Origin of the sequence: Bradyrhizobium sp. STM 3562 (genome assembly GCF_045571435.1) — a bacterium.
GTDB lineage: Bacteria > Pseudomonadota > Alphaproteobacteria > Rhizobiales > Xanthobacteraceae > Bradyrhizobium.
Genome location: NZ_CP120694.1, coordinates 1,239,406 through 1,259,586, shown reverse-complemented (window position 1 = coordinate 1,259,586; position 20,181 = coordinate 1,239,406). Strand labels below are relative to the sequence as shown.

The 20,181-nt window shown below is 63.9% G+C and carries 21 protein-coding genes; 6 read left to right on the top strand and 15 right to left on the bottom strand.

The genetic code is table 11. From position 1 onward, the window contains the following. Nucleotide 1 precedes the first annotated feature (1 nt). From P6U23_RS05910 to P6U23_RS05870, 9 genes are all read right to left on the bottom strand, one after another. Nucleotides 2–1,387: an amidohydrolase gene (locus tag P6U23_RS05910; RefSeq protein WP_407178635.1), complete on the bottom strand. Its 1,386-nt coding sequence runs from the start codon at nt 1,385–1,387 to the stop codon at nt 2–4. Beyond that, the gene (locus P6U23_RS05905) at nt 1,384–2,715 is read right to left on the bottom strand and encodes a GMC family oxidoreductase (RefSeq protein ID WP_407178634.1); all 1,332 of its coding nucleotides are present in this window, start codon (nt 2,713–2,715) and stop codon (nt 1,384–1,386) included. Before P6U23_RS05905 ends, P6U23_RS05910 begins: the two co-directional genes overlap by 4 nt. 262 nt (nt 2,716–2,977) lie before the next feature. Continuing rightward, nucleotides 2,978–3,586 (bottom strand): thiamine pyrophosphate-dependent enzyme, encoded by a 609-nt coding sequence (locus tag P6U23_RS05900; protein WP_407178633.1) that lies wholly within the window; start codon nt 3,584–3,586, stop codon nt 2,978–2,980. Beyond that, nucleotides 3,583–4,083 carry a thiamine pyrophosphate-binding protein gene (locus tag P6U23_RS05895; RefSeq protein ID WP_407178632.1) on the bottom strand — a complete coding sequence of 167 codons (501 nt, stop codon included), beginning with the start codon at nt 4,081–4,083 and terminating at the stop codon, nt 3,583–3,585. The genes P6U23_RS05900 and P6U23_RS05895 overlap by 4 nt, the downstream gene beginning before the upstream one ends. A 96-nt stretch (nt 4,084–4,179) precedes the next feature. Next, nucleotides 4,180–5,103, bottom strand: coding sequence for a LysR family transcriptional regulator (locus P6U23_RS05890; RefSeq protein ID WP_407178631.1), 924 nt, complete (start codon nt 5,101–5,103; stop codon nt 4,180–4,182). Nucleotides 5,104–5,107: 4 nt separating this feature from the next. Further along, nucleotides 5,108–6,910, bottom strand: a complete 1,803-nt coding sequence (locus P6U23_RS05885) for an adenine deaminase (RefSeq protein ID WP_407178630.1) — start codon at nt 6,908–6,910, stop codon at nt 5,108–5,110. 33 nt (nt 6,911–6,943) lie between these two features. Then, complete coding sequence (locus P6U23_RS05880; RefSeq protein ID WP_407178629.1) at nt 6,944–7,576, bottom strand: glutathione S-transferase family protein; 633 nt, start codon at nt 7,574–7,576, stop codon at nt 6,944–6,946. After that, nucleotides 7,573–8,298 carry a Rieske 2Fe-2S domain-containing protein gene (locus P6U23_RS05875; protein ID WP_407178628.1) on the bottom strand — a complete coding sequence of 242 codons (726 nt, stop codon included), beginning with the start codon at nt 8,296–8,298 and terminating at the stop codon, nt 7,573–7,575. Before P6U23_RS05875 ends, P6U23_RS05880 begins: the two co-directional genes overlap by 4 nt. Nucleotides 8,299–8,346: 48 nt before the next feature. Beyond that, nucleotides 8,347–8,586, bottom strand: coding sequence for a hypothetical protein (locus P6U23_RS05870; RefSeq protein WP_407178627.1), 240 nt, complete (start codon nt 8,584–8,586; stop codon nt 8,347–8,349). Nucleotides 8,587–8,989: 403 nt separating this feature from the next. On the opposite strand from P6U23_RS05870, the gene P6U23_RS05865 reads away from it, so the two are divergent. Genes P6U23_RS05865 through P6U23_RS05840 form a run of 6 tightly spaced genes read left to right on the top strand, consistent with a single transcriptional unit; the run spans nt 8,990 to nt 16,014 of the window. Further along, nucleotides 8,990–10,102, top strand: coding sequence for a BMP family ABC transporter substrate-binding protein (locus P6U23_RS05865; RefSeq protein ID WP_407178626.1), 1,113 nt, complete (start codon nt 8,990–8,992; stop codon nt 10,100–10,102). A gap of 22 nt (nt 10,103–10,124) precedes the next feature. Continuing rightward, nucleotides 10,125–11,726, top strand: a complete 1,602-nt coding sequence (locus P6U23_RS05860) for an ABC transporter ATP-binding protein (protein WP_407178625.1) — start codon at nt 10,125–10,127, stop codon at nt 11,724–11,726. Between the two features lie 2 nt (nt 11,727–11,728). Beyond that, entirely contained in the window at nt 11,729–12,772 is a 1,044-nt protein-coding gene (locus P6U23_RS05855; protein WP_407178624.1) for an ABC transporter permease, read from the top strand. Between the two features lie 13 nt (nt 12,773–12,785). Beyond that, a complete protein-coding gene (locus tag P6U23_RS05850) occupies nt 12,786–13,721 on the top strand; it encodes an ABC transporter permease (RefSeq protein ID WP_407178623.1) in 936 nt (311 codons plus the stop codon). 3 nt (nt 13,722–13,724) lie between these two features. Beyond that, nucleotides 13,725–15,125, top strand: coding sequence for an 8-oxoguanine deaminase (locus P6U23_RS05845; protein WP_407178622.1), 1,401 nt, complete (start codon nt 13,725–13,727; stop codon nt 15,123–15,125). Nucleotides 15,126–15,156: 31 nt separating this feature from the next. Next, nucleotides 15,157–16,014, top strand: a complete 858-nt coding sequence (locus tag P6U23_RS05840) for an aromatic ring-hydroxylating dioxygenase subunit alpha (protein WP_407178621.1) — start codon at nt 15,157–15,159, stop codon at nt 16,012–16,014. Nucleotides 16,015–16,113: 99 nt separating this feature from the next. On the opposite strand, the gene P6U23_RS05835 is transcribed toward P6U23_RS05840, so the two are convergent. The 6 genes from P6U23_RS05835 to P6U23_RS05810 form a co-directional block, all read right to left on the bottom strand. Next, entirely contained in the window at nt 16,114–16,557 is a 444-nt protein-coding gene (locus P6U23_RS05835) for a hypothetical protein (protein WP_407178620.1), read from the bottom strand. Nucleotides 16,558–16,644: 87 nt separating this feature from the next. Continuing rightward, the gene (locus P6U23_RS05830) at nt 16,645–17,448 is read right to left on the bottom strand and encodes a lytic transglycosylase domain-containing protein (protein ID WP_407178619.1); all 804 of its coding nucleotides are present in this window, start codon (nt 17,446–17,448) and stop codon (nt 16,645–16,647) included. Nucleotide 17,449: 1 nt separating this feature from the next. After that, nucleotides 17,450–17,926 carry a hypothetical protein gene (locus tag P6U23_RS05825; RefSeq protein WP_407178618.1) on the bottom strand — a complete coding sequence of 159 codons (477 nt, stop codon included), beginning with the start codon at nt 17,924–17,926 and terminating at the stop codon, nt 17,450–17,452. A gap of 61 nt (nt 17,927–17,987) precedes the next feature. After that, nucleotides 17,988–18,518 carry a YbjN domain-containing protein gene (locus tag P6U23_RS05820; protein WP_407178617.1) on the bottom strand — a complete coding sequence of 177 codons (531 nt, stop codon included), beginning with the start codon at nt 18,516–18,518 and terminating at the stop codon, nt 17,988–17,990. 20 nt (nt 18,519–18,538) lie between these two features. Further along, entirely contained in the window at nt 18,539–19,591 is a 1,053-nt protein-coding gene (locus tag P6U23_RS05815) for a peptidylprolyl isomerase (RefSeq protein WP_407178616.1), read from the bottom strand. Then, nucleotides 19,588–20,181, bottom strand: coding sequence for a hypothetical protein (locus tag P6U23_RS05810; protein ID WP_407178615.1), 594 nt, complete (start codon nt 20,179–20,181; stop codon nt 19,588–19,590). Before P6U23_RS05810 ends, P6U23_RS05815 begins: the two co-directional genes overlap by 4 nt.

The window sequence follows — 20,181 nt, the reverse complement described above, 5'->3', positions numbered from 1 at the left end:
CTCAAGCTGCGCCGGTCCACTGCACCGAGCCGTGGACATGCTCGGCGAGCCAGGCCGCGCGGCGGGCGAATAGGCCCGGCGCAACCTCGTGCACATGCTCGATCAGCGCCTGCACGTCCGCGGTCTTCAGTCTGCCGTCCTCGACGACGGTACGGCCATCGATCATGGTCAGCGCGACATCGCCGCCGCGCACCGCATGGACCAGATTGTGCTGCAGGTTGAAATAGGGTCCCTCGCCGAACAGCGGCGTCATCCGCGGCGTGTCGGTCCGTACCGCGATCAGATCGGCTTTCTTTCCGACTTCCACCGATCCGATCTCCCGATCGAGCCCGAGGGCGCGCGCGCCCATAATCGTCGCCATCTTGAGTGCCGTCCAGGAATCGAGCGCGGCCGCATCCAGGCTCTTCAGCTTGCCCAGCAGTGAAGCCGCTTTCATCTCCTCGAACATATCGAGATTGTTGTTTTCTTTCTCGCCATCGGTGCCGAGCCCGACGGCGATGCCCGCCTTGAGCATGGCTTCCGCCGGCGCAATGCCGCTCGCAAGCTTCATGTTGCTGACCGGATTATGCGCAACCGAGATGCCGCGACGAGCCAGCAGCGCGATTTCGGCCTCGTCGAGCCAGACCGCATGGGCGATCATCGCTCTTGGCGTCTCGAAGAAGCCGAGATCGTCAAGCACAAACATCGGGCGCTTGCCATAGCGCTTCTCAAACTCGGCGACCTCGATCGAGGCCTCACTGCAATGGGTGTGAAAGCCGGTGGTAAACCGCCTGGCCATCTCGACGGCCCGACGCCGGCCGGCCTCATCCGCGTAGAACGGATGCTCGAGCCCAACCCAGACGGTGATACGGCCGTCGGCTTTGCCTTGCCACATCTCAATCATCCGCTCATTGTCGTCGAGCGTTTCGAAATAGTCGTAGTCCGGATGGGCTCCGACATAGGGCACCGCCACCAGGCGGTTGCCGATTCCGCTTGCCGCGCGTGCGCTGCCATCCATGAAGCGCCACATATCGACCAGCGTGGTGGTGCCGGAAAGCACGCTTTCGGCATAGCACAACCAGGACGCGGCCTCCGCTTCGCCCGGCTCAAGAACGCGATGCATCGGGTTGATGTGGAGGCGAAGCCAATCCCACACCGGCAGGTGCTCGGCGGTGCCGCGCAACAGGCCCGAATGCATGTGGCAGTTCACCAGCCCAGGCATAATCAGGCAGCTTTTCAGCCGCCTGACATCGACCGCAGGCTCCGAGGCAGACAATGCTTCGCGTTTGCCCACGGCAGCGATGCGGCCGTCGCGCACCAGCACCGCCCCGTCGGTGATCACGCGATCGTTTGCGTCCATGGTGAGAACGAAATCGGCCGCGATGATGTGGTCCCGTGTTTCGCTCATGCCGGATCCATCGCGCTTGCCAGGACCTGTGCAGTTTTCGTGGCAAGTTTTGTACCGGTGATGAAATCAGCGGCGCGCTCGCCGATCATGACCACCGGTGCATGGGTATTGCAGGATGGAATGATCGGAATCACCGACGCGTCTGCGATGCGCAAGCCGTCGACCCCGCGGACCCGCAATTGCGGATCGACCACGGCCCGCTCGCCCTCGCCCATCGCGCAGGTGCCGCAGGGATGAAAGAAAGTGGAGCAGCTCATCCGGATGTACGCGATCTTCTCCCTCCGCGACAGCCGGCGATCGGGCGCTGCCGGTCCCGCGACGAGATCGGCAAAAGCCTTCGTGCTCGCCAGCTCTGTCATCGCATCCATGCCGGCGATCAGCGCTTCCATATCCCCAGATTCAGCCAGAAAGTTCGGCTGAATGTCGAGCGCACCACCTGGCGCAGCGCTCTGCAGGCGCAGCCGTCCAACACTGGTCGAGCGCATCAATCCGGGCGACATCGCGAAGATATCGCCTGAGAGATCATAGGCCGACGCCACTTCGGCGCCCGCATGCGCGCCTTGCACGACGAAGGCATGAAGATCCGGTGCCGCCAGCGCGGGCGTGCTCTTCCAGTTCATGATGGCGCCGCCACCATTGTCGCGCACCGGGCCGAGCGGCCGGCGCGCGCGGAAGTTGATGCCCATCAGCAGCGGATGGTCCTGCAGATTTTCGCCAACGCCGCGGAGATCGCAAAGGACGGGGACGCCGAGACGCTCGAGTTCACCAGCCGGCCCTATCCCGCACATCAGGAGAAGCCGTGGCGTGTCGATCGCACCGAGCGCCAGGATGACCTCCCCCTCCGCGCGCACCTCCGTGACCACGCCATCAATGATGAAACGAACGGTCCGGCAGCGGCGCCCGTCGAAACCGAGACCGAGCGCGAGTGCGTGCGTGCGAACGGTGAGATTGGGCCGGTCGGCGAGCGGATGCAGGTAGCCGCGCGCAGCGCTCCAGCGCTTGCCGCCGCCGATATTGAGATTGGGGAGGCTCGCGCCTTCATTGCTGGCGCCGTTCGGATCGTCGATGACGGGAAAGCCAAGCTCGGCGGCAGCGTCCAGCATGGCGCGAGCAATCGGATGCGGATCGCGCGGCCGCTCGATCCGCAATGGCCCGCCGGCGCCGCGGAATTCGGATGCGCCGCCCTCCCAATCCTCGGTGCGCTTGAAATAGGGCAGCACGCTTGCAAAATTCCAACCCGTCGCGCCTGCCGCTTCCCAGGCGTCGTAGTCGGACCGATGGCCGCGATACCAGAGCATCGCATTGATGCTGGAGGAGCCACCGAGCACGCGCCCGCGCGGGATCGCGATGCTGCGGCCGTTGAGCTCGGGCGAGGGCGCGTAGTGATAGCCCCAATCATAGGAACCACGAGCAGCGCGGTCCAGTTCGCGGCATCCTCGATTGGCGCGAGGCCAATGTCGGATGGCCCCGCCTCGAGCAGCAGCACGTTCAATTCGCTGCGCTCGGCCAGACGCCGCGCGACCACCGCGCCGCCGGACCCACCGCCGACGACGATGTAATCATAGGCGGGGAGAAGCGGCTTCGCCATGATCAATTGTGCTCGCTCGGTCCCATGATGACGATGCCTTCGGTGCGCTCGACGTGGCGCACGAAGATATATTTGTCCTCCCGGCCGTCGCTGTGCTTGCGCCTGATGTCGGGCTGCACGGTTCCTGCGACTTTGGCGACGATCAGATAAGGCTCTTGTGCTGCTAGTCCTTCGGCGCAATGCGCGTCGAATTCCTCGACGGTGCACGCCGTATAGGCCCGTGCGAGCCCGGCGCCACGAGCGATGGCCGCGATATCGACGCGGCCCGAGGCGGTATGGGTCGGTGGGCCCCCGATCGACTGGTAGCACTCGTTGTCCCAGACCACGATGAAGAGATTTTTCGGCTGCTCGTTGCCGATGGTCGCGAGAATGCCGAGGTTGAACATCATGCCGCCGTCGGTGTCCAGCGAGACGATGCGACGATGAGGGAGCCCGGCGGCGAGCCCAAACGCTTGCGGCGTCACGCAGCCGAGCTGCTGCTGAAACAAGCTGGCCTCGCGCATATGGGGAGCGGCGTTGTACCATTCGTCGACGCTCGCACCGAGCGAAAGGATCACGAGCTCATCGGACAGCCGACGCGCCAGCGCAATCATGCAATCGAACCGCTTCACCGCACGACGCTCCCGCCAAGCGCGACCGCGGAATGGTAATAGGCAGCATAGGACCAGCTAAACGCGTCCATGATAGCGCGCTCGATTTTCTCCTCCTCCGTCACGATCCGATAGGGAATGCGGAGCGCGTTGAGCACCGGCTCCATGGTGATGCCGTGCGGGATAGCCCACCAATTGTTCTCGCCGAGCTCGCCGCGATAGCTCATGAGCATCACGACCGGAATGCCTGCACCCAAACCCATGCGCGCCAGCGGCTCGACCGAGGCCCGCAGGCCCGAATTTTCCATCACCAGCGCAGCCCGCTTGCCCGACAGGAACACGCCGCCGCAGATCGCCGCGCCCTCGCCTTCATTGGTGACGCGAATGGTGCGGATATCCGGGTCCGCATCGAGCGCCGGATAGAGCTCCCTAAACAGCGAGTCGGGCAAATAGCAGACGATGGAAACGCCTGCCTTCTTCAAACCGCGGATCACGGCGTGGACGGCGGATGGCTTCATGCAGCGATATTCCTTTTGCGATGAATTTTCCAGCCGACAGATGTTCTGTATAGGCCCTGATTTCTCACCAAGCTGGTGCGCTGGACGCAACACCGCTCATCCGCTCGATAGCCCCTCGATGGCGCGCGTCAGCATGGTGGCAAGGCTTGCGGCGGCTTCCGACATGCCCGATTTGGCACGGGAGAGCAGCACGAGCTTGCGCGGGCGCAGCTTGGGATCGTGCAAGGGAACGAACACCAACGCGCCGCTCGCGATCTCGCGCTGAACGCCGATCCGGGTCTGCAGGGCAACGCCGTTGCTGCGCATGGCGAGATCAGCCATCACAGCGATTGAATTGGTCAGCGCGCGCCGCCCGAAATCGATAGACGAGCCGTTCAGCGCCTCTTCGAGCGAAGCACCGAGCGAGAGGCTCGCGTCCGACAGCACCACCCGCTCGCCGGCGAGATCGAACAGGCGCAATTCGCCGCGGTTGGCCAGACGGTGGCCTGGATGCATCACCGCCCCGAGACTCAGCACGGTACCGGCGAGCCGCTGGGCATTGCGCGGCGTCTTGATATCGAAGGCGATGCCGATGTCGCATTCACCGTCCGCCACCGCATCGAAGGCGTGCTGCGATCCCATGACCTTGATATCGACCGTTATCGCCGGATAGTTCTCCCAGAACACGGACATCACATCGAGCAGAAGACCGCGCGCGATGCTCTCCACGACCGCAACGGTGACGCTGCCGCGGCGCAGCCCCTGGAGATCGTTGATCTCGGTATAGGCGCGGGTCAGCTCGCCAAGGCTGGAGCGCGTGCGATAGAGCAGGATTTCGCCGGCGCTGGTCAGCTTCAGCCGCTGGCGAATGCGCTCGAACAGCGGCGTGCGCAACTCGTCCTCGAGCTGGCCGACCACGCGGCTGATCGAGGACGGCGCCACGTTGAGCACGCGCGCGGCCTGGCGGATCGAGCCAAGCTGGGCGACCAACTGGAAGTAGTGCAGGCGCGTCGAGATCAGGCCGAGCCGGTGCGGATCCATCGGCCTATTCGAACAATGGAGCGAGGCGCATTTCGGGCACCAGCACCAGGCCCTTATCGGTGATGCGGATCTCCGGGATCACCGAGAGCGGGATCAGGTTGAAGCCCATATAGGGAATGGTGCAGCCCGCCTCCTGCCATTCCGCCTTCAGCTTTTGCACCTCTTCTGCAACCTCCGTCACCCGCTTGTCCGACAACAGGCCCGCAATCGGTAACGGCACGAGCGCCTTCACCTTACCGTCGGCGACGACGCAGACGCCGCCCTGATGCGCGCTGATCGTTGCCAGCGCAAGCTGCATGTCAGCTTCGTTGGTGCCGGCGATGATGACGTTGTGGCTGTCGTGGCCGACGCTCGAGGCAACCGCGCCGCGCGTCAAGCCGAAATCTTTGAGCAGGCCGTATGCCACATTGCCGGCCGACTTTCCGTGACGCTCCACGATGGTGACGAAGCAAAGACCATGGCGCTCGAACAGCGTGGTCCAATCGTTCGCCGGTTCGATGGCGAGGCGATCGTGGATCAGGGTGATGCCGGGTAGCGCGGTGCGGATCGCGTTGACGGTGCAGGAAACAGTCGGAAGCTCAGGCGTCAGGCGTACTTTCTCCGGCAACTTGACCGTCGCATAGGCGGCCTGCGGATAGCGGTAACGCTCCGACAAAGCGGCATCGAGCAGCGGCGTGATCTTGCCGCTTTCCACCACGCACTCGCCGCCATACCAGGTCGCATGCGGCTTCAACGCGTCGTCCAGCAGCACCAGGTCGGCACGGCGGCCGCCGCCAGGGCCGCCGATGTCATTGTCCGCGCCGAAACGCGTGGCGCCGTGCAGCGAGCCCATCGACCAGGCCTGCTCCGGCGATAGGCCGGCCTTCACCGCCTCGCGCACCACCCAATCGAGCCCGAACTGCAGAAGATCGTCGGCGTCGCGATCATCGGTACAGACGGCGACGCGCTTGTGCGAGGCGCCGAGCTCGGTGATGGTCCGGATTGCCTGCGGCAGCGAATGCCAGGGCGTGGTCGGCGGCCCGCCACGCAGGAAGATCCACACGCCGGCCTCGAGCAGATCGTCGGCGATGTCGCGATCGATCGCCTCGTGCGTGTCGGTCACTCCGCTTGCCGCATAGGCCGCGACAAATTCGCGACCGTAGACGTGGCCCGATACCGGCCGGCCACGCTTCAAAGCGGCAGCAAGGATCGCGTGGCTGCGCTCGTCTCCCAGCGTGACCGGCACAAAATCCATCTTTTCGCCAAGCGCTACTGCCTCGGGCCACCGGTCGAACAAGCCGGCGATCTTCTCGGCGGTGAGGTCGCCGCCTGCGGTCTCCAACGCTGGCGATGTCGCCGGAACCGTGCTCGGCACCGTGAGGAAGATCGACAGCGGCGCCTCGCGCGCATCCTCCAGCATCGCCTCGACGCCGGCGACGTCCATTACATTTCCGATCTCGTGACTGTCGCAGAAGATCGTGGTGGTGCCGTTGAGCAGCGCGGCTTCCGCGTAAGCGCAGGCCGTCACCATCGACGACTCGATGTGAATGTGCGGATCGACCAATCCTGGCGCGATGATGCCGCCGGCCACATCCTTGACTGCCGCACCGCCGCCGGCCGCTTTGTGGGTACCGGCCGGCTTGACGGCGGCGATGCGCCCGCCCGCGATCCAGATCTCTCTGTTATTCATGATGCGTTCGGAGTAGGTCGACAACACGCGCGCACCGGTAATGACGAGATCGGGCACCGCACGGCCCGAGGCGACATCCGCGAGACGCCGCGTCATGGTATGCAGCGGCTGGACGGAGAACCGGGTGAGCTTGGCCATGCTGCGCCTCCTCTTGCGTCAACGTGATTGACGTCAATAATAGTCCGGAATCCCGGGCATGGTGATGAAACCCGGAATGGCGCGTATACGCCGCATCCAGCGCCGCAATGCGGGATAGGCTTCGTGCTCGACGCCGAAATCGCGGCTCAGGGCGATCGCGGGGAACAGCGCGAGATCGGCCAGTGACGGCGCAGTTCCCACGAACCAAGCCGCATCGTCGAATTCACGCGCCGTCATGTGGTCGTCCATCAGCCGGAACGCGCGGCGCGCAGCGTGATGCAACGCTTGCTCATCGCCCGATGCGTCGAACATCGCATGACGCCGCGCAAGCCAGGCCGCGTGCAGGTCACGGGACGCGAATTGGAGCCACATCGCCACCAAGGCAAGGCCCCTCGCATCCGAGGGCAACCATTTGTCAACGGCATCATAGGCGCGGGCGAGATAAAGCATGATCGGCTCGGCCTCGCTGAGCACAAGCTCGCCGTCGAGAAGAATCGGCAGGCTACCGCGCGGATTGAGAGCCAGCAAAGGCGGCTCGAGATGTTCGCCGCCGGGAATCATGTTCACGGCGATCTTGCGATAGGGAACGGCCAGCACGGACAACAGCAAACGAACCTTGTAGCAGTTCTCGTCAAGCTCGAAATCGTATAAGCGAATCTCGCTCATGATCTCGCCTCGTGACGAATCTCGCTGGCGCGACCGATACCGGGACTCTCGAGTTTGCGCCGCAGCGCCTCGCTCCATGCGGAGACGCGCTTCTGGCTCGCGCCGCGGTGTACATCCGCCGGTCCCGCAATCACCATATGCACCGCCGTCTCCTGCTCCGACAAGGGCTGCACCGCGATGAGGATTTCGTCGCCGCCGACCGCAAGCGAGACCAGCGAAGCCGTCCGTGAGCGTTGTGTTGCGCTGGCGGCATTATCAGCCGCCGGATCGCCCGCCGAAGCAAGCGCATCGACGACCTTTGCAGCCGTCGCCTCGACATAAAGGCTGCGCACCGGCGTCACGGTTCGCTCCGCGAACTGAAGTGGCTCCGGATCGGCGCAATCGAGCTCGCCATACGCCCAGACGAACCCAAGCCGCTCAACCGACGCGTAGGTCGCGACCCGGATCGAGTTCGGCACAGCCAGGTCAGGATGAGCCGGGATGTAACGGCATCGCGCGGAGGCGTCGTACTGCCAGCCGTGATAGAGGCAGGCGATGTGATTGTCGCGCACGAAGCCAAAACTCAGGCGCATCCCGCGATGCGGACAGCGATCCTCCCACACATGCGATGAGCCGGCCGCGTCGCGCCAGACCACGAGTTCGCGGCCGAACAATCTCGTGCCGACTGAAGTGCCGCGTTCCAGCCCCTCGGCAAGCGCGATCGGATACCACGCAGATTGCATCAGCTCATCTCCATCCGGACTAGGTGACGTTGCCGAATCCTGCAGGACTCATGCCGCATTCTTTCGCCGGACCTCCCGCACCAAGCAGTCGATAGGCCCGAGACTGCAGGCCATCTCGAGAGCGTCCACCAGATCGCGCGGCCCTGATATCGCGACCTCGATGAGATCCGCGCCGATTCTCTCCACCACCACATCGAGCTGCAGCCGTTGCGCGCGATGCTGGACAAAGTCGACAAAGCTCTCGGGATTGAAGCGACCGCGGAAAACGATGATGGTTGCTCCCTGCATGCGTGCGCCCTCATGATTTCAATTTATTCGGTCGCATCCGGATCGGAGCAAGCGAAAAAATCGCCAATGCTCACCGTTTGAGCAGCTAGTCAGCGATCTGCTTGTTTTTTAAGGCATCATTGCCAGACGGTGTTGCGCTCCAGAGATCACCGCGATCGAAAAAAAGCGCCTATGCGGAACAGCGAGCAGCGGACAGGCTCCTCCCTCAAGCACGTGCGGGCGGGATGGGCCGGAGATGCCGCCGGCGTGCGAGCTGCGGCACGGACCTTGCTAAACGATTTCAGCGGCCGGGCGCCGACCAGTGGGTCGACGAGCGGTGTTGCGCGGAAACGTTTCGGCTGGGTTCGCCGCGGTAACCATTCGAACCCAGAACGTGGGCTCCAACACGAGGCTTTGCTCAATCATGTCAGATCTTCGCCATCTGTCCCGCCGGCGCTTCCTCAATCTCGGCGCTGCCGCCGGCTCCTCGCTTCTGCTGCCGTCCGGCTTGATCCGTGCAGCGCGCGCCGCAACACCCCTGCCCGCGGTTGCCGAACAAGACGCCGTCATTGCTTTCGGTCACACCGGTCCGGTCACGGACGAAGGCTGGACCTGGAGCCACGATCAGGGCATGAAGGCGGTGAAAGCGGCGTTCCCGAAACTGAAGACGCTGTTCGTCGAGAGCATTCCTTATTCCGCCGATGCGACCCGAACGTTTCGCCAGTTCGTTTCCGAAAACGCCTGCATGGTGTTTGCGACGTCGAACTATGGCGATTTTCTCTATGACGTAGCCAAGCGCTCGCCGAAGGTCGCCTTCTTCGAATGCGACGGTCGCAATCCGCTCGACAATCTCGGCACCTATTATGTCGCGCATTGGTACCCGACTTATGTCACCGGCGTTGCGGCTGGCTTGATGAGCAAGAGCGGCAAGCTCGGCTATGTCGCCTCCTTCCCTGTCCCCTCGGTGTTTTCCGGCACGAACGCCTTCCTGATGGGCGCGCGTTCGGTCAATCCCAACGCAAGCATGCAGGTGATCACCATCAACTCCTGGTTCGATCCGCAGGCCGCCACGCAAGCGGGCACGGCGCTGCTCGACAATGGCTGCGATCTCCTGTTCGGCATCATGGATGAAGCGGGATATCTGCAGGTCGCCGAGAAGCGTGGCGCCAAGGCGGTGATGTGGAACACCGATATCCGCCGCTATGGACCGAAGGCCTATATCAGCTCGATCATCGTCGACTTCAAAGCCTATTACGTCGACCAGGTAAAAAAACGACTGGATGGGACCTGGACGCCATCGACCACCATCCTGCCCATGGGCGGCGGTATCGATCGCGACGCGTGGGGCGAGAGCGTACCGGAAGAGGTGCGCAAGCAGGCCGACGCGGTGCGCGAGAAGATCCTTGGCGGCTGGTCGCCTTTCGTCGGCGAGATCAAGGACGCCAAGGGCAACGTGAAGGTCGCCGCCGGCCATAGCATGACTGAGCAGGAGCTCTATAACTGGGACTGGCCGATCGCCGGCATTTCAGGGCTCTGACGCCAAGCGAGCCGTCCCGGACATGATCGCGATGCCCAATGCCACCGAACGCACCGGGCCTGCCCCTGGCACGCCGCCGCTCGTGCAGTTGAAGGGGATCGCCAAATATTTTCCCGGCGTCGTTGCCAACCAGGATGTGGACCTCGAAGTAAGGCCCGGCGAGATCCACGCCCTGCTCGGCGAGAATGGCGCCGGGAAATCCACATTGATGAACATTCTCACCGGCATCTATCGGCCTGACGCCGGTGAGATCATTATCGACGGATACCTCAAGACCTTTGCCTCGCCGATCGAGGCGATCGCGGTGGGGATCGGCATGGTGCACCAGCACTTCAAGCTGGTGCGCGCCTTCACGGTGGCGGAAAACATCCATCTCGGCTGGTCGGAGACGCCGCGAACCATAAGTCCTCAGGCGCTGGAGGCGCGCACGGCGCAGTTGTCCGCCTCGCTCAATCTTGCCGTCCGCCCCGATGCGCGCGTGGACGAACTGTCGACGGGCGAGCAGCAGCGTGTCGAGATCCTCCGCGTGCTCGCGCGGCATGCACGGGTCCTCATTCTGGACGAGCCGACCGCGGTACTGACGCCCTCGGAAGCGCGCGAGCTGTTCAAGGCCCTGAAGCAGTTCGTCGCCGGCGGCAACGCCGTGATCTTCATCAGCCACAAGCTGGACGAGGTCCTGGAAATCTCGGACCGGATCACGGTGCTGCGCAGCGGGCGCCGGGTGGCCACGGAAAAGACCAGCGCCTGCAACGAAAAGATGCTCGCAAAGCTGATGGTAGGGCATGAAATCGTGCTCGACGATCTTCGCGCACGCGGAACGGAGGCGGTCGCGCAGTCCGGCGAACCGGTCGTTAGACTGCGCGATGTGACCGTACACGATGATCGTGGTCACACCATGCTGAAACGGATCTCGCTAGAGGTCGCACCTGGAGAGATCCTCGGCATCGCCGGTGTCGCGGGCAATGGACAAAAAGAGCTCAGCGAAACGCTGACCGGCATGCGCAGCATCGCCAGGGGGCAATTGATGCTCGGCGGGCAAGATTTTTCCGCGGCGGGCCCGGCCGATTTCGCCAAATTCGGTGTCGGCCACATTCCTGAAGACCGGCTGCGCAGCGGACTTGCACCGGCGCTCAGCATCACCGACAACGCCGTAATCCGCGAATATGATCGTCCGCCCATTTCCATCGGACCCTGGTATCGGCCGCGCGCCGCGCTCGCGCTGGCGCGAACCATTGCCCAGGCGGCCTCGGTGCGGGTGCCGAACTTCGCGATGCCGGTTCGCAACCTCTCCGGCGGCAACCAACAGCGGTTTGTGGCGAGGCGCGAGATGCGGATCGCAAGCAAGCTGTTGGTCGCGGCCTATCCCAGCCGCGGGCTCGATGTCGGGGCGATCAACACCATGATGCGCTATTTCGTCGAGCTGCGCGATGCCGGCGTCGGCATTGTGGTGATCTCCGAGGAGCTCGAAGAGCTTCTCAACCTGTCGGACCGTATCGCGGTGATGTTCCATGGCGAGATCATGGGCGTCATGAATACCGCAGGCGCCGATATCGAGCAGATCGGGCTCATGATGGGCGGCCAAGGCGGGGCAGCTCCGTCCCGCGCGGCTGCGATGGTGCATTGAGGATGGCGCTGCGCGTGCAAAGACTCCCGTCAGCATCGCCTGCCGCTGCGATCGCGGCGCGTGCCGTCGCGATCGTTCTGGCACTTCTGACCGCCGGACTTCTGCTGGCCGCGGCTGGTGCCCAGCCGATCAAGCTCGGCCAGCAGGTGCTGCGATCGACCTTCTCCGGCTTCGGCATCGAGGATGTCGGGCTGCTGGTGACGCCCTTGATCCTCACCGGCCTTTCAGTCGCGGTAGCGTTACGGATCGGCGCCTGGAACATCGGGGCGGAGGGGCAGTTTTACGCCGGCGCTTTCGCCGCGACCGGCGTCGCGCTGTTCGTTCCCGGCCCCAGCCTGGTGATGCTGCCGGCCATGTTCGTCGCCGGCGCGCTTGGCGGGCTGATCTGGATCGTGGTGCCGACGCTTGCCCGCGCCTATGCCGATGTCAGCGAGCTCATCACCACGCTGCTGCTCAACTTCGTCGCCACGCTGCTCGTTTATTATGTCTCGACCGGCCCCTGGCTCGACCCTGGCGGCCACGCGCTTGCGACCACGGCGCGGTTGAAACATGACGTGCCCGAGTTTTTCGGCCTCGTGCATTGGGGCTTCCCGATCGCCGTGCTGCTCGCCCTCACCCTCGCCGTCGCATTCAGCTTCACGCACTGGGGCTACGAGGTGCGGATCGCCGGCTCCAATGCGCAGGCCGGAAAATATGCCGGCATGCCATTCCGCAGGCATCTCATCGTAGTGATGCTGCTGTCCGGCGCGATTGCCGGCATCGCCGGCATGCTCGAGGTCGCCGGCACCGTGCATCGGCTGCAGGGCGGCATCTCCAACAATTTCGGCTATCTCGGCATCATGGTGGCGGTGCTCGCGCGCGGCTCCTGCATCGGCGTCCTCGCCGGCGCGGCCCTGATGGCCGTCATCCTGAACTCGGGCATCGTCCTGCAGACCCAGGGCGTCAATACCTCGACCGTGCTCGCGATCACCGGACTGATCCTGTTCTTCACTGCGATGGGCGATGAACTCGCGCACTTCAAGATCACCCGCAGCCAACCGGCTTGAAGGCAGTCATCCGATGGACCTGGTCACGGGCATTCTGCACACCTCACTCCTCGCCGGCGGCGTGCTCGCGCTTGCGGCGCTTGGCGAGGTGCTGGCCGAGCGCGTCGGCGTGGTCAATCTCGGGGTCGAGGGACTGATGGCGCTAGGTGCGATCACGGGGATCGCCGTGGTGGTGACGACGAAAAGTCCGACCGCGGGTTTTCTGCTGGCGCTCGGCGTTGGATTTCTGGTCGGGATGGTCTTCGCGACGATCACGGTGTTGCTGCGTGCCAACCAGGTGCTGTGCGGCCTGGCGCTGACGCTGATGGGCACGGGCTTTGCAGCCACTGTCGGCAAGGCCTATTCCGGTATTCCGGCGCCTGCGACCTTCACCCCGCTGCCGCTGCCTTACCTGAGCTCGATCCCGCTGCTTGGCCCCGTGCTGTTCACGCAGAACGTGCTGGTTTACCTGATCTATATCGTACTGCCCTTGCTCATTCATTTCCTGATGTTCAGGACCCGCCATGGTCTCAACCTGCGCGCGGTCGGCGAAAACCCCGCCGCGGCGGATGCCGCCGGCATCGCCGTGCAGAAGATTCGCTTCTGGTATGTGACGATGGGTGCGGCGCTGGCCGCCGGTGCCGGCGGCTATCTGACGCTCGCTTTCGTGCCGTCGTGGTCCGAGGGTGTTGTCGCCGGCCGCGGCTGGATCGCGGTGGCGCTCGTGATCTTCGCCGGCTACCGCCCGCTCAATGCTGTGCTCGCGGCACTGCTGTTCGGCGTGATCACCTCGCTTGGCTTCGTCGGGCAGGCGCGCAATTGGCCGGTCGCTGCGCCCATTCTCTCGATGCTGCCCTATCTCGGCACCATTGCCTTCATCGTCGTCCCGGTCGTTGCCTGGCACCGCATGCGGCAGGCTATGGCCGCGCCGGCCGCGCTTGGCATTCCCTATTATCGTGACCTGCGGTGATCCATGTCCACGCTGCTCGTGAAGAACATCGACTATCTCGCGACTTTTGACGAGACACGGCGCGAGATCAAGGATGGCGTCATGTTCATCCGCGACAATGTCATCGAGGCGGTCGGCAGCAACGCCGAGCTGTCCGGACTTGCCGCGGATGAGGTGCTCGATCTCGCGGGACATCTGGTGATGCCGGGCATGATCAATACCCATCATCATATGTACCAGAACCTGACGAGGGTGATGGTTCAGGATGACGAATTGTTCGTTTGGCTGACCACGCTGTACCCGATCTGGGCAGAGCTTGATGACGAAGCGATCTACGTCAGCGCGCGCATCGCCATGGCGGAGCTGATCCACTCCGGCTGCACCACCAGTTCCGACCATCTGTATATCCAGCCCAACAATGTCCGGCTCGACTCGACCATCCGGGCCGCCCAAGAACTCGGCTTGCGCTTTCACGCGGCGCGCGGGGCAATGTCGCGAGGCCAGAGCCAGGGCGGGCTGCCGCCCGACAATTGCGTCGAGAAGGAGGAGGATATTCTCACGGACGCCGAACGGCTGATCCACACCTTTCACGATCCAGGCCGACACGCCATGAGCCGAATCGTGCTCGCTCCCTGCTCGCCCTTCTCGGTCACGCCCGGTCTGATGAAGGAAGCCGCGCAATTGGCGCGCCGCCATGATGGCGTGCATCTGCATGCGCATCTCGCCGAAGACCTGGACGAGGAAGTCTATTGTCGCGACATCTACGGCATGCGGCCGGTGGAATTCGCAAGCTCCGTGGGCTGGCTCGGGCCGGACGTCTGGTTTGCGCACGCCATCTTTCTCGACAGCGACGAAATCCGAGAGTTCGCCGAGACCGGCACCGGGATGGTGCACTGTCCCTCGGCCAATATGCGTTGCGGCCAGGGCATCGCCAAGATCCGGGAAATGCGCGACGCCGGCGTGACCTGCGGGCTCGGTGTCGACGGCTCGGCCTCCAACGACACCTCCAACCTCTTCCTCGAAGCGCGGCTCGCGCAAATGCTGCAGCGGATCGCACCTCATCGCTATCTCTCGGAGGCGCCGGGTGGGCGCGGCGGCTTCGGCGGCAGTCCGAAGGCGCTGTCGGCACGTGAGGCATTGGAGATGGCAACCCTGGGCGGCGCAAGGCTGCTCGGGCGCGACGATATCGGCCAGCTCGCGCCTGGCATGAGTGCCGATTTCATCGCGGTCCGCCTCAACCAGCTTGGTCTTTCCGGCACCCAGCGCGATCCACTCGCCGCGATGATCATGTGCGGACCGTTCAAGGTGGACTATTCCTTCATCAACGGACGCAACATCATCCGGCGTGGTGAATTCGTAAGCCACGACATCGAGGCTTCACTTGCCGATCACGCCAGGATCATGCAACGAATCTATCGGCAGTAAGCCGATTGCCGAAGAAGAGCGGAGCGGTGGGATGAACACGACCATCGAAGCGGGCACTCTCGACCAATGGTACGTCCTGGATGCGCTGACCGATATTCCGGTTGCGGCCAAGCACCATCGCCTGCTGGGCACCGATCTCACCACGCGGCGTGGGCCTAACGGCGAGATCGCCATCACCGCCGCCGGCCGAGACCAGCCGCTGCCGGCGCGCCAGCGCTACGGCTGTCTCTGGACCTCGCTCGGCAAGCCGGAGCGCGATATCCTCGCGATCCCCGAGGCCGATGAGTCTGACCGTCGCCACGTCGCCTGCGGAGCGGTCACGGTGCGCGCCTCCGGCTTGCGCATCGTCGAGAATTTTCTCGATATGGCCCATTTTCCTTTCGTCCATACCGACATTCTCGGCTCCGAGCCGCACACCGAGGTCAGGCATTACGCCACCGAGATCCGCAGGGATGTCGATGAGGTCTGGGCGACCGATTGCGAGTTCTTCCAGCCGCAGGCGGCGCTGTCGGCCACGGGCGGCATCGTTACCCAATATATGTACCGCGTCGCCACCCCGTTCGCGACGCTGCTGTACAAGACCTGTCCGAACGCCGCCGATCGTTGGGACGTGATCTGCCTGTTCGTACAGCCGCTCGATCCGGGGCAATGTCGAGCCCACCCGGTGATGTTTCTGATCGACAACGCCTCCGCGCTCGCGGACCTCGTTCAATTCCAGCAGATGATCTTTCTGCAGGACCGGATCATCCTGGAGAACCAGCGCCCGCGACTCCTGCCACTCGAACCGCGCGCGGAAATTCCAACCCGCGCGGATGCGACTTCAGTCATCTACCGGCGCTGGCTCAAGGAAAAGGGCGTCGTTTACGGCACGACGCTGTCGCCGAGCTGAGCGAATCGAGGTGATGCACGCCCAAGCTCCGGCGCTTTTCTCTCCTCGCAAATGACGGACCTGGTTGAAGGCGCACGCCGGCGACCGCGACGGCCGCACTCAGTGCCGCGCCGTCGGTCCGACCGGCGCAACATAGACCGGCGGCGGCGGGCGGTATGGAAAGGCGGAAACGCCGAAGTTCCTGCCATATTGCTGCTGGACAGCCGGCACATTGAGGGTGCCGACCTTGAGGTCCGAGGATCTGGCATCGATCGGCGGAACGTTGAGGACGGGCGGATTGACCCGATCCACCTCGCGCTTGAGCTTCTCGTTCATGCAGCCAAAGGATTTTTCGCCGCCGATCACGACATCGACGCAGCGCTCCAACTTTTCGGTCGCCGTGCCACTCGATGCGCCGCGGGCGGCCGGCTGCTTGTTAGCATTGTCGTCGGCGTGCGCCGGCGCGCCGATGATGATCTCAGGCAGCGGCGTTCGCTCCTCGGCCTGAACAGGCGCTACGGCCAACGCGAGAAAAGCAATTGCAAGAACAACAATGTCTCTCATTGCAATGCTCCTTGCTGCGCCCGTCGGCAACAACAACAGGACGTGCCAATACAGCGCCAGCTCCATGAGCGGGCACGCGATCTTGCGCTATCGTCCGGCTCGAACCTGAACAACGAGTGCGCTCAACTGACTGTTCAGCGCGGCGAGGTTCACCTGTCCTACCCTCGCTATGCCGACGCATTTGCGCCCACATCCGCCCCTTGCCGGCTCGCCAAAGGTGGCGACCGGCACGCGGCCTGTGACGGGAAAACCTCGCGCCATCAGTTTGGAACGCACCGCAAGACAGTAATTGACCGAGAGGAACGAAAACCGCGTTTCGCCGTGACCGGCGCGATATTTCATCACAGCGGTGCAGAGATCGCCGCCCGCAAGACGCCATGCCTGGGCGAGATAGGTCACGCCATAGTGGATGTTGGTTTCCGGCACGGCAAGATCGGCAAGCGTGCCGCTGAACCCGAGCATGCGCGCGGTGGACGGCAGGATCTGCATCAATCCGATCTCCCCGGCGCCTCCGACAGCGGCGGGATTGTCGCCGCTCTCCACCGCCATCACCGCCTCGGCGATCTCCGGTGCAAGTCCGCTTTGGGCCGCTTCCTTCTCGATCAGGCTGCGATAGTGGCTGCGTGCGTCGGCCCCGCTTGGGGTGGGTGTCGCAATTGCAACCGCACCACGCAGAACGTTCCTTGGAGGCTCGGGGGAAGAAACCATCGGCGCGGCGGGCGCGGATGGCGCCGTTTCGGCGGCAGCGAAGCGCGTCGCAAATGAATCGGTCGGCGCCGATTCCGCGAACGTCGTCCCGGCCTCACCCGCCGCGAGCACTAATGCCAATACGATCGCGGAGCACAGACGCGCCCTGCGTATCAGCAGCGGATGAGATCTTGCGCCTGTCATCCTACTGCCCCTGCCCAGGCCGTTCCTTCGGCTTAAGGGAAAGGCGTAGATGCACAGGCTGCAGCATGTCGGAGGGCGGCGCGCCAACATTGGCCCGGTTCAGGAGTGCACGGAGCCGCATCGCAAGACCAGGGTCGATCTGCCCGAACTCGACCCTCTCGATGCGACCATCCGACGTGATCCAGGCCTGCACCGTCACGACGTCAACGGCCGTCTCCGCGCTGCGCCCACGTCTTGCCATCTCATCCTGAAACCGCCGCACCACATCTTCAGCCGAGAGCTCTTCCTGGAAACGGGTCTGCAGTTGCCTGGCGAAGGCGTGCCACGCCGCCGGAGCGACGACCGCAGGCCGGTAAGCGCTCTGTGGAGCATCGCCGGTGGCGGCGCCGGCCGGGCCCGGCGCAACCGTAAGCATACCGCTCACCGCACCGAGCCAGCCGAACAAAGCCCGCCATCGCAACACGCCGTTTCCGTTCATGTGGCAATCCCATCAGCCTCCGGTCTCGGCCAAAGGGCCGCGCCCAGCGGCACCCTCGCAATCACTGAATGGTCGGCGATGCCTCCAACTTTGCACGCTGGTGCGCCGGCTCCTCGGCGTTTCCGGAAGGCTGCGCTGTCGGCGCAGCGGCGGCCATGGCGGCGCCGAGCTTGGACAGTTCCTCGCGCAGATAGCCGATCAGCTCCTGCACCAGGCGGTCCCAAATCTCGATCTGTGCGCGCAGATTGTTTGGAGCCACGCCGCCGGCGACACAGATGTCGAGGCAGAACACCAGGAACGGATGACTGAGCTGCAACCGGCCAAACCGGCGCGTCGCGTTCCAGCGATTGACCAGATCGAGCGGGAGATCGCCCTGAACCTGCAACGGTGCAACCAGCGTGACATCCGCAAAGCTTTGCTCTTCGCCGGCAAAGCGATTGCCGGGCCGAATGTCGAACGCGAGGCCCGAGGTGGCGGACCGCAGATATTGCACATTGGCAACCGGATCGGTCAGGGTCTCGATGCGGTAGCCAGCGCTCTGAAAGGTCTCGCGCAGGCCGTCGAGCGTGAGCTTGGTAACGATATCGGACATGATGATCACTTTCGGCTTGGTTATTTCTTCGAGTTGTCGAACAGGCCGGACAGCGCAAGCTCATTGAGCACCGGCGGATGCTGCTTTTGCAGCTCGGCCAGATAAGCACGCCGCAACATCGCCGCGCGCTCGGCCCGCATTTGCTGCACGAGCTGGTCGCGAACCTCAGGCAGCGTGCGCGTGTACGAAGCTTTGGTGTCGATCAGCTTGAGAATGTGCCAACCATCGTCGAGCTTGATCGGCTCGGACACTGTGTTCTTGGCGAGCCCCATCACCTGGTTGCGGATTTCGGGGCGAATCTGCGTTTCCGCAAGCCAGCCCAGGTCGCCGCTATCCTTCGCCTCATTGCTGGCACTTGCGATCGCCGCAAAATCGGCGCCTGGCGCCTTCAGCTTGCGCGCGATCTCGTCGATTTGCTGCTTGGCTTTGTCGTCCGTCGCCTTGTCGGCATCCTTGGGCACGGCGACGAAAATCTGCGCGAGCTGAAATTGCCGCGGCACCAGCATCGCGGCGCGATTGGCATCATAGACCTTCTGCACCTCTTCATCGCTCGGGAAGTTCGCGGGCGGCACGGTTATGGCCTGCAGATAGAGTTCGACCAGGGCGCCTTCACGAATCCGGTCGAGTTGTGCTGCGACCGCCGGCTGCTGGTCCCACTTCTTCTCCTGCGCTTCCTGCAGGACAAGCCGGTTGGTCAGCAGTAGCCGCACAGCCTGGCTGAGCAGTGCCGGGTCTTTCTCCAGCGCGGCCTGTTCCCGCGGCGCCAGCGCGGCGACATAGGAACGAACATCCGCCGCCGAGATATTGGTGTTGCCGACGCGCGCGACGACATCACCGTTGTCGGCGATCTTGCCGGCGGCGAGGCCTTGCGTCGCGGTTGCGGGCGCTGCGGCCGGCGCGTTCTGCGCCGGCGCGGCCACGGCCTGCTTTGGCTTAGCCGGGACCGGAGCGGCGCGCGGCGCGGGCGGCGCCGGTGTTTGGGCGGGCGCTGCAAGCGTTGAACAACAGACCATCGCCGCGACGACGGCGATGCCTGCCGGCCGTGTCAGTTTCAGGATGGATGCATCGCTCATGGGCTCACCTTCTGATCGAGGAACTTGTCATCGCCTTCCTGCAACTGGTTCTGGACTTCGACACGCCGCAGTTGAAGCATTGGCTCATGGGCCACAATAGCATCGCCGATTGTGACAGCCTTATAACGCTGCACGAGATCGCGGCCCGCCTTCACCAGCGTGTCGTTCTTGGCCACGCAACTCTTGGTGCTGGCCTTGTAGGTGTTGGCCTCACTCTCGAACTTGGCGCGCTCCGCATCCTTGGTCCGCGCGACGGTGGCAGCTTCTTCGTAAGCTGTTTTCCATTTGTCCAGAGTCTGGTCGCGTTCGGCGAGGCGCTGATTGAATTCCTCGACCGCCTCACGATGTTCCTTTTCGATCTTTTTCGCCTGGGCCTTCGCGGCCTCGGCCTCTGCTTTCGCGGCAGCGATCTGCCTCTCCGCTTCCGCGACCTTCGCCTGCAGGGCCGCGCGCTGATCCTCCAGCGCGCGGGTTTGCATGGTGGCGCTGCGCAGCGCCTCGCGCAGCTTATCGGCTTCATCGTTGGCGAACGCGCCGGTCGTGAACAATGTTGCGGCCGCCAACACGATCAGGTTGAAACGGATGCGCAT

Coding starts and splice junctions, on each gene's coding strand:
- P6U23_RS05910 (WP_407178635.1), bottom strand. CDS start 1,387: ATGAGCGAAACACGGGACCACATCATCGCGGCCGATTTCGTTCTCACC.
- P6U23_RS05895 (WP_407178632.1), bottom strand. CDS start 4,083: ATGAAGCCATCCGCCGTCCACGCCGTGATCCGCGGTTTGAAGAAGGCA.
- P6U23_RS05890 (WP_407178631.1), bottom strand. CDS start 5,103: ATGGATCCGCACCGGCTCGGCCTGATCTCGACGCGCCTGCACTACTTC.
- P6U23_RS05885 (WP_407178630.1), bottom strand. CDS start 6,910: ATGGCCAAGCTCACCCGGTTCTCCGTCCAGCCGCTGCATACCATGACG.
- P6U23_RS05880 (WP_407178629.1), bottom strand. CDS start 7,576: ATGAGCGAGATTCGCTTATACGATTTCGAGCTTGACGAGAACTGCTAC.
- P6U23_RS05875 (WP_407178628.1), bottom strand. CDS start 8,298: ATGCAATCTGCGTGGTATCCGATCGCGCTTGCCGAGGGGCTGGAACGC.
- P6U23_RS05870 (WP_407178627.1), bottom strand. CDS start 8,586: ATGCAGGGAGCAACCATCATCGTTTTCCGCGGTCGCTTCAATCCCGAG.
- P6U23_RS05865 (WP_407178626.1), top strand. CDS start 8,990: ATGTCAGATCTTCGCCATCTGTCCCGCCGGCGCTTCCTCAATCTCGGC.
- P6U23_RS05860 (WP_407178625.1), top strand. CDS start 10,125: ATGATCGCGATGCCCAATGCCACCGAACGCACCGGGCCTGCCCCTGGC.
- P6U23_RS05855 (WP_407178624.1), top strand. CDS start 11,729: ATGGCGCTGCGCGTGCAAAGACTCCCGTCAGCATCGCCTGCCGCTGCG.
- P6U23_RS05850 (WP_407178623.1), top strand. CDS start 12,786: ATGGACCTGGTCACGGGCATTCTGCACACCTCACTCCTCGCCGGCGGC.
- P6U23_RS05845 (WP_407178622.1), top strand. CDS start 13,725: ATGTCCACGCTGCTCGTGAAGAACATCGACTATCTCGCGACTTTTGAC.
- P6U23_RS05840 (WP_407178621.1), top strand. CDS start 15,157: ATGAACACGACCATCGAAGCGGGCACTCTCGACCAATGGTACGTCCTG.
- P6U23_RS05835 (WP_407178620.1), bottom strand. CDS start 16,557: ATGAGAGACATTGTTGTTCTTGCAATTGCTTTTCTCGCGTTGGCCGTA.
- P6U23_RS05830 (WP_407178619.1), bottom strand. CDS start 17,448: ATGACAGGCGCAAGATCTCATCCGCTGCTGATACGCAGGGCGCGTCTG.
- P6U23_RS05825 (WP_407178618.1), bottom strand. CDS start 17,926: ATGAACGGAAACGGCGTGTTGCGATGGCGGGCTTTGTTCGGCTGGCTC.
- P6U23_RS05820 (WP_407178617.1), bottom strand. CDS start 18,518: ATGTCCGATATCGTTACCAAGCTCACGCTCGACGGCCTGCGCGAGACC.
- P6U23_RS05815 (WP_407178616.1), bottom strand. CDS start 19,591: ATGAGCGATGCATCCATCCTGAAACTGACACGGCCGGCAGGCATCGCC.
- P6U23_RS05810 (WP_407178615.1), bottom strand. CDS start 20,181: ATGCGCATCCGTTTCAACCTGATCGTGTTGGCGGCCGCAACATTGTTC.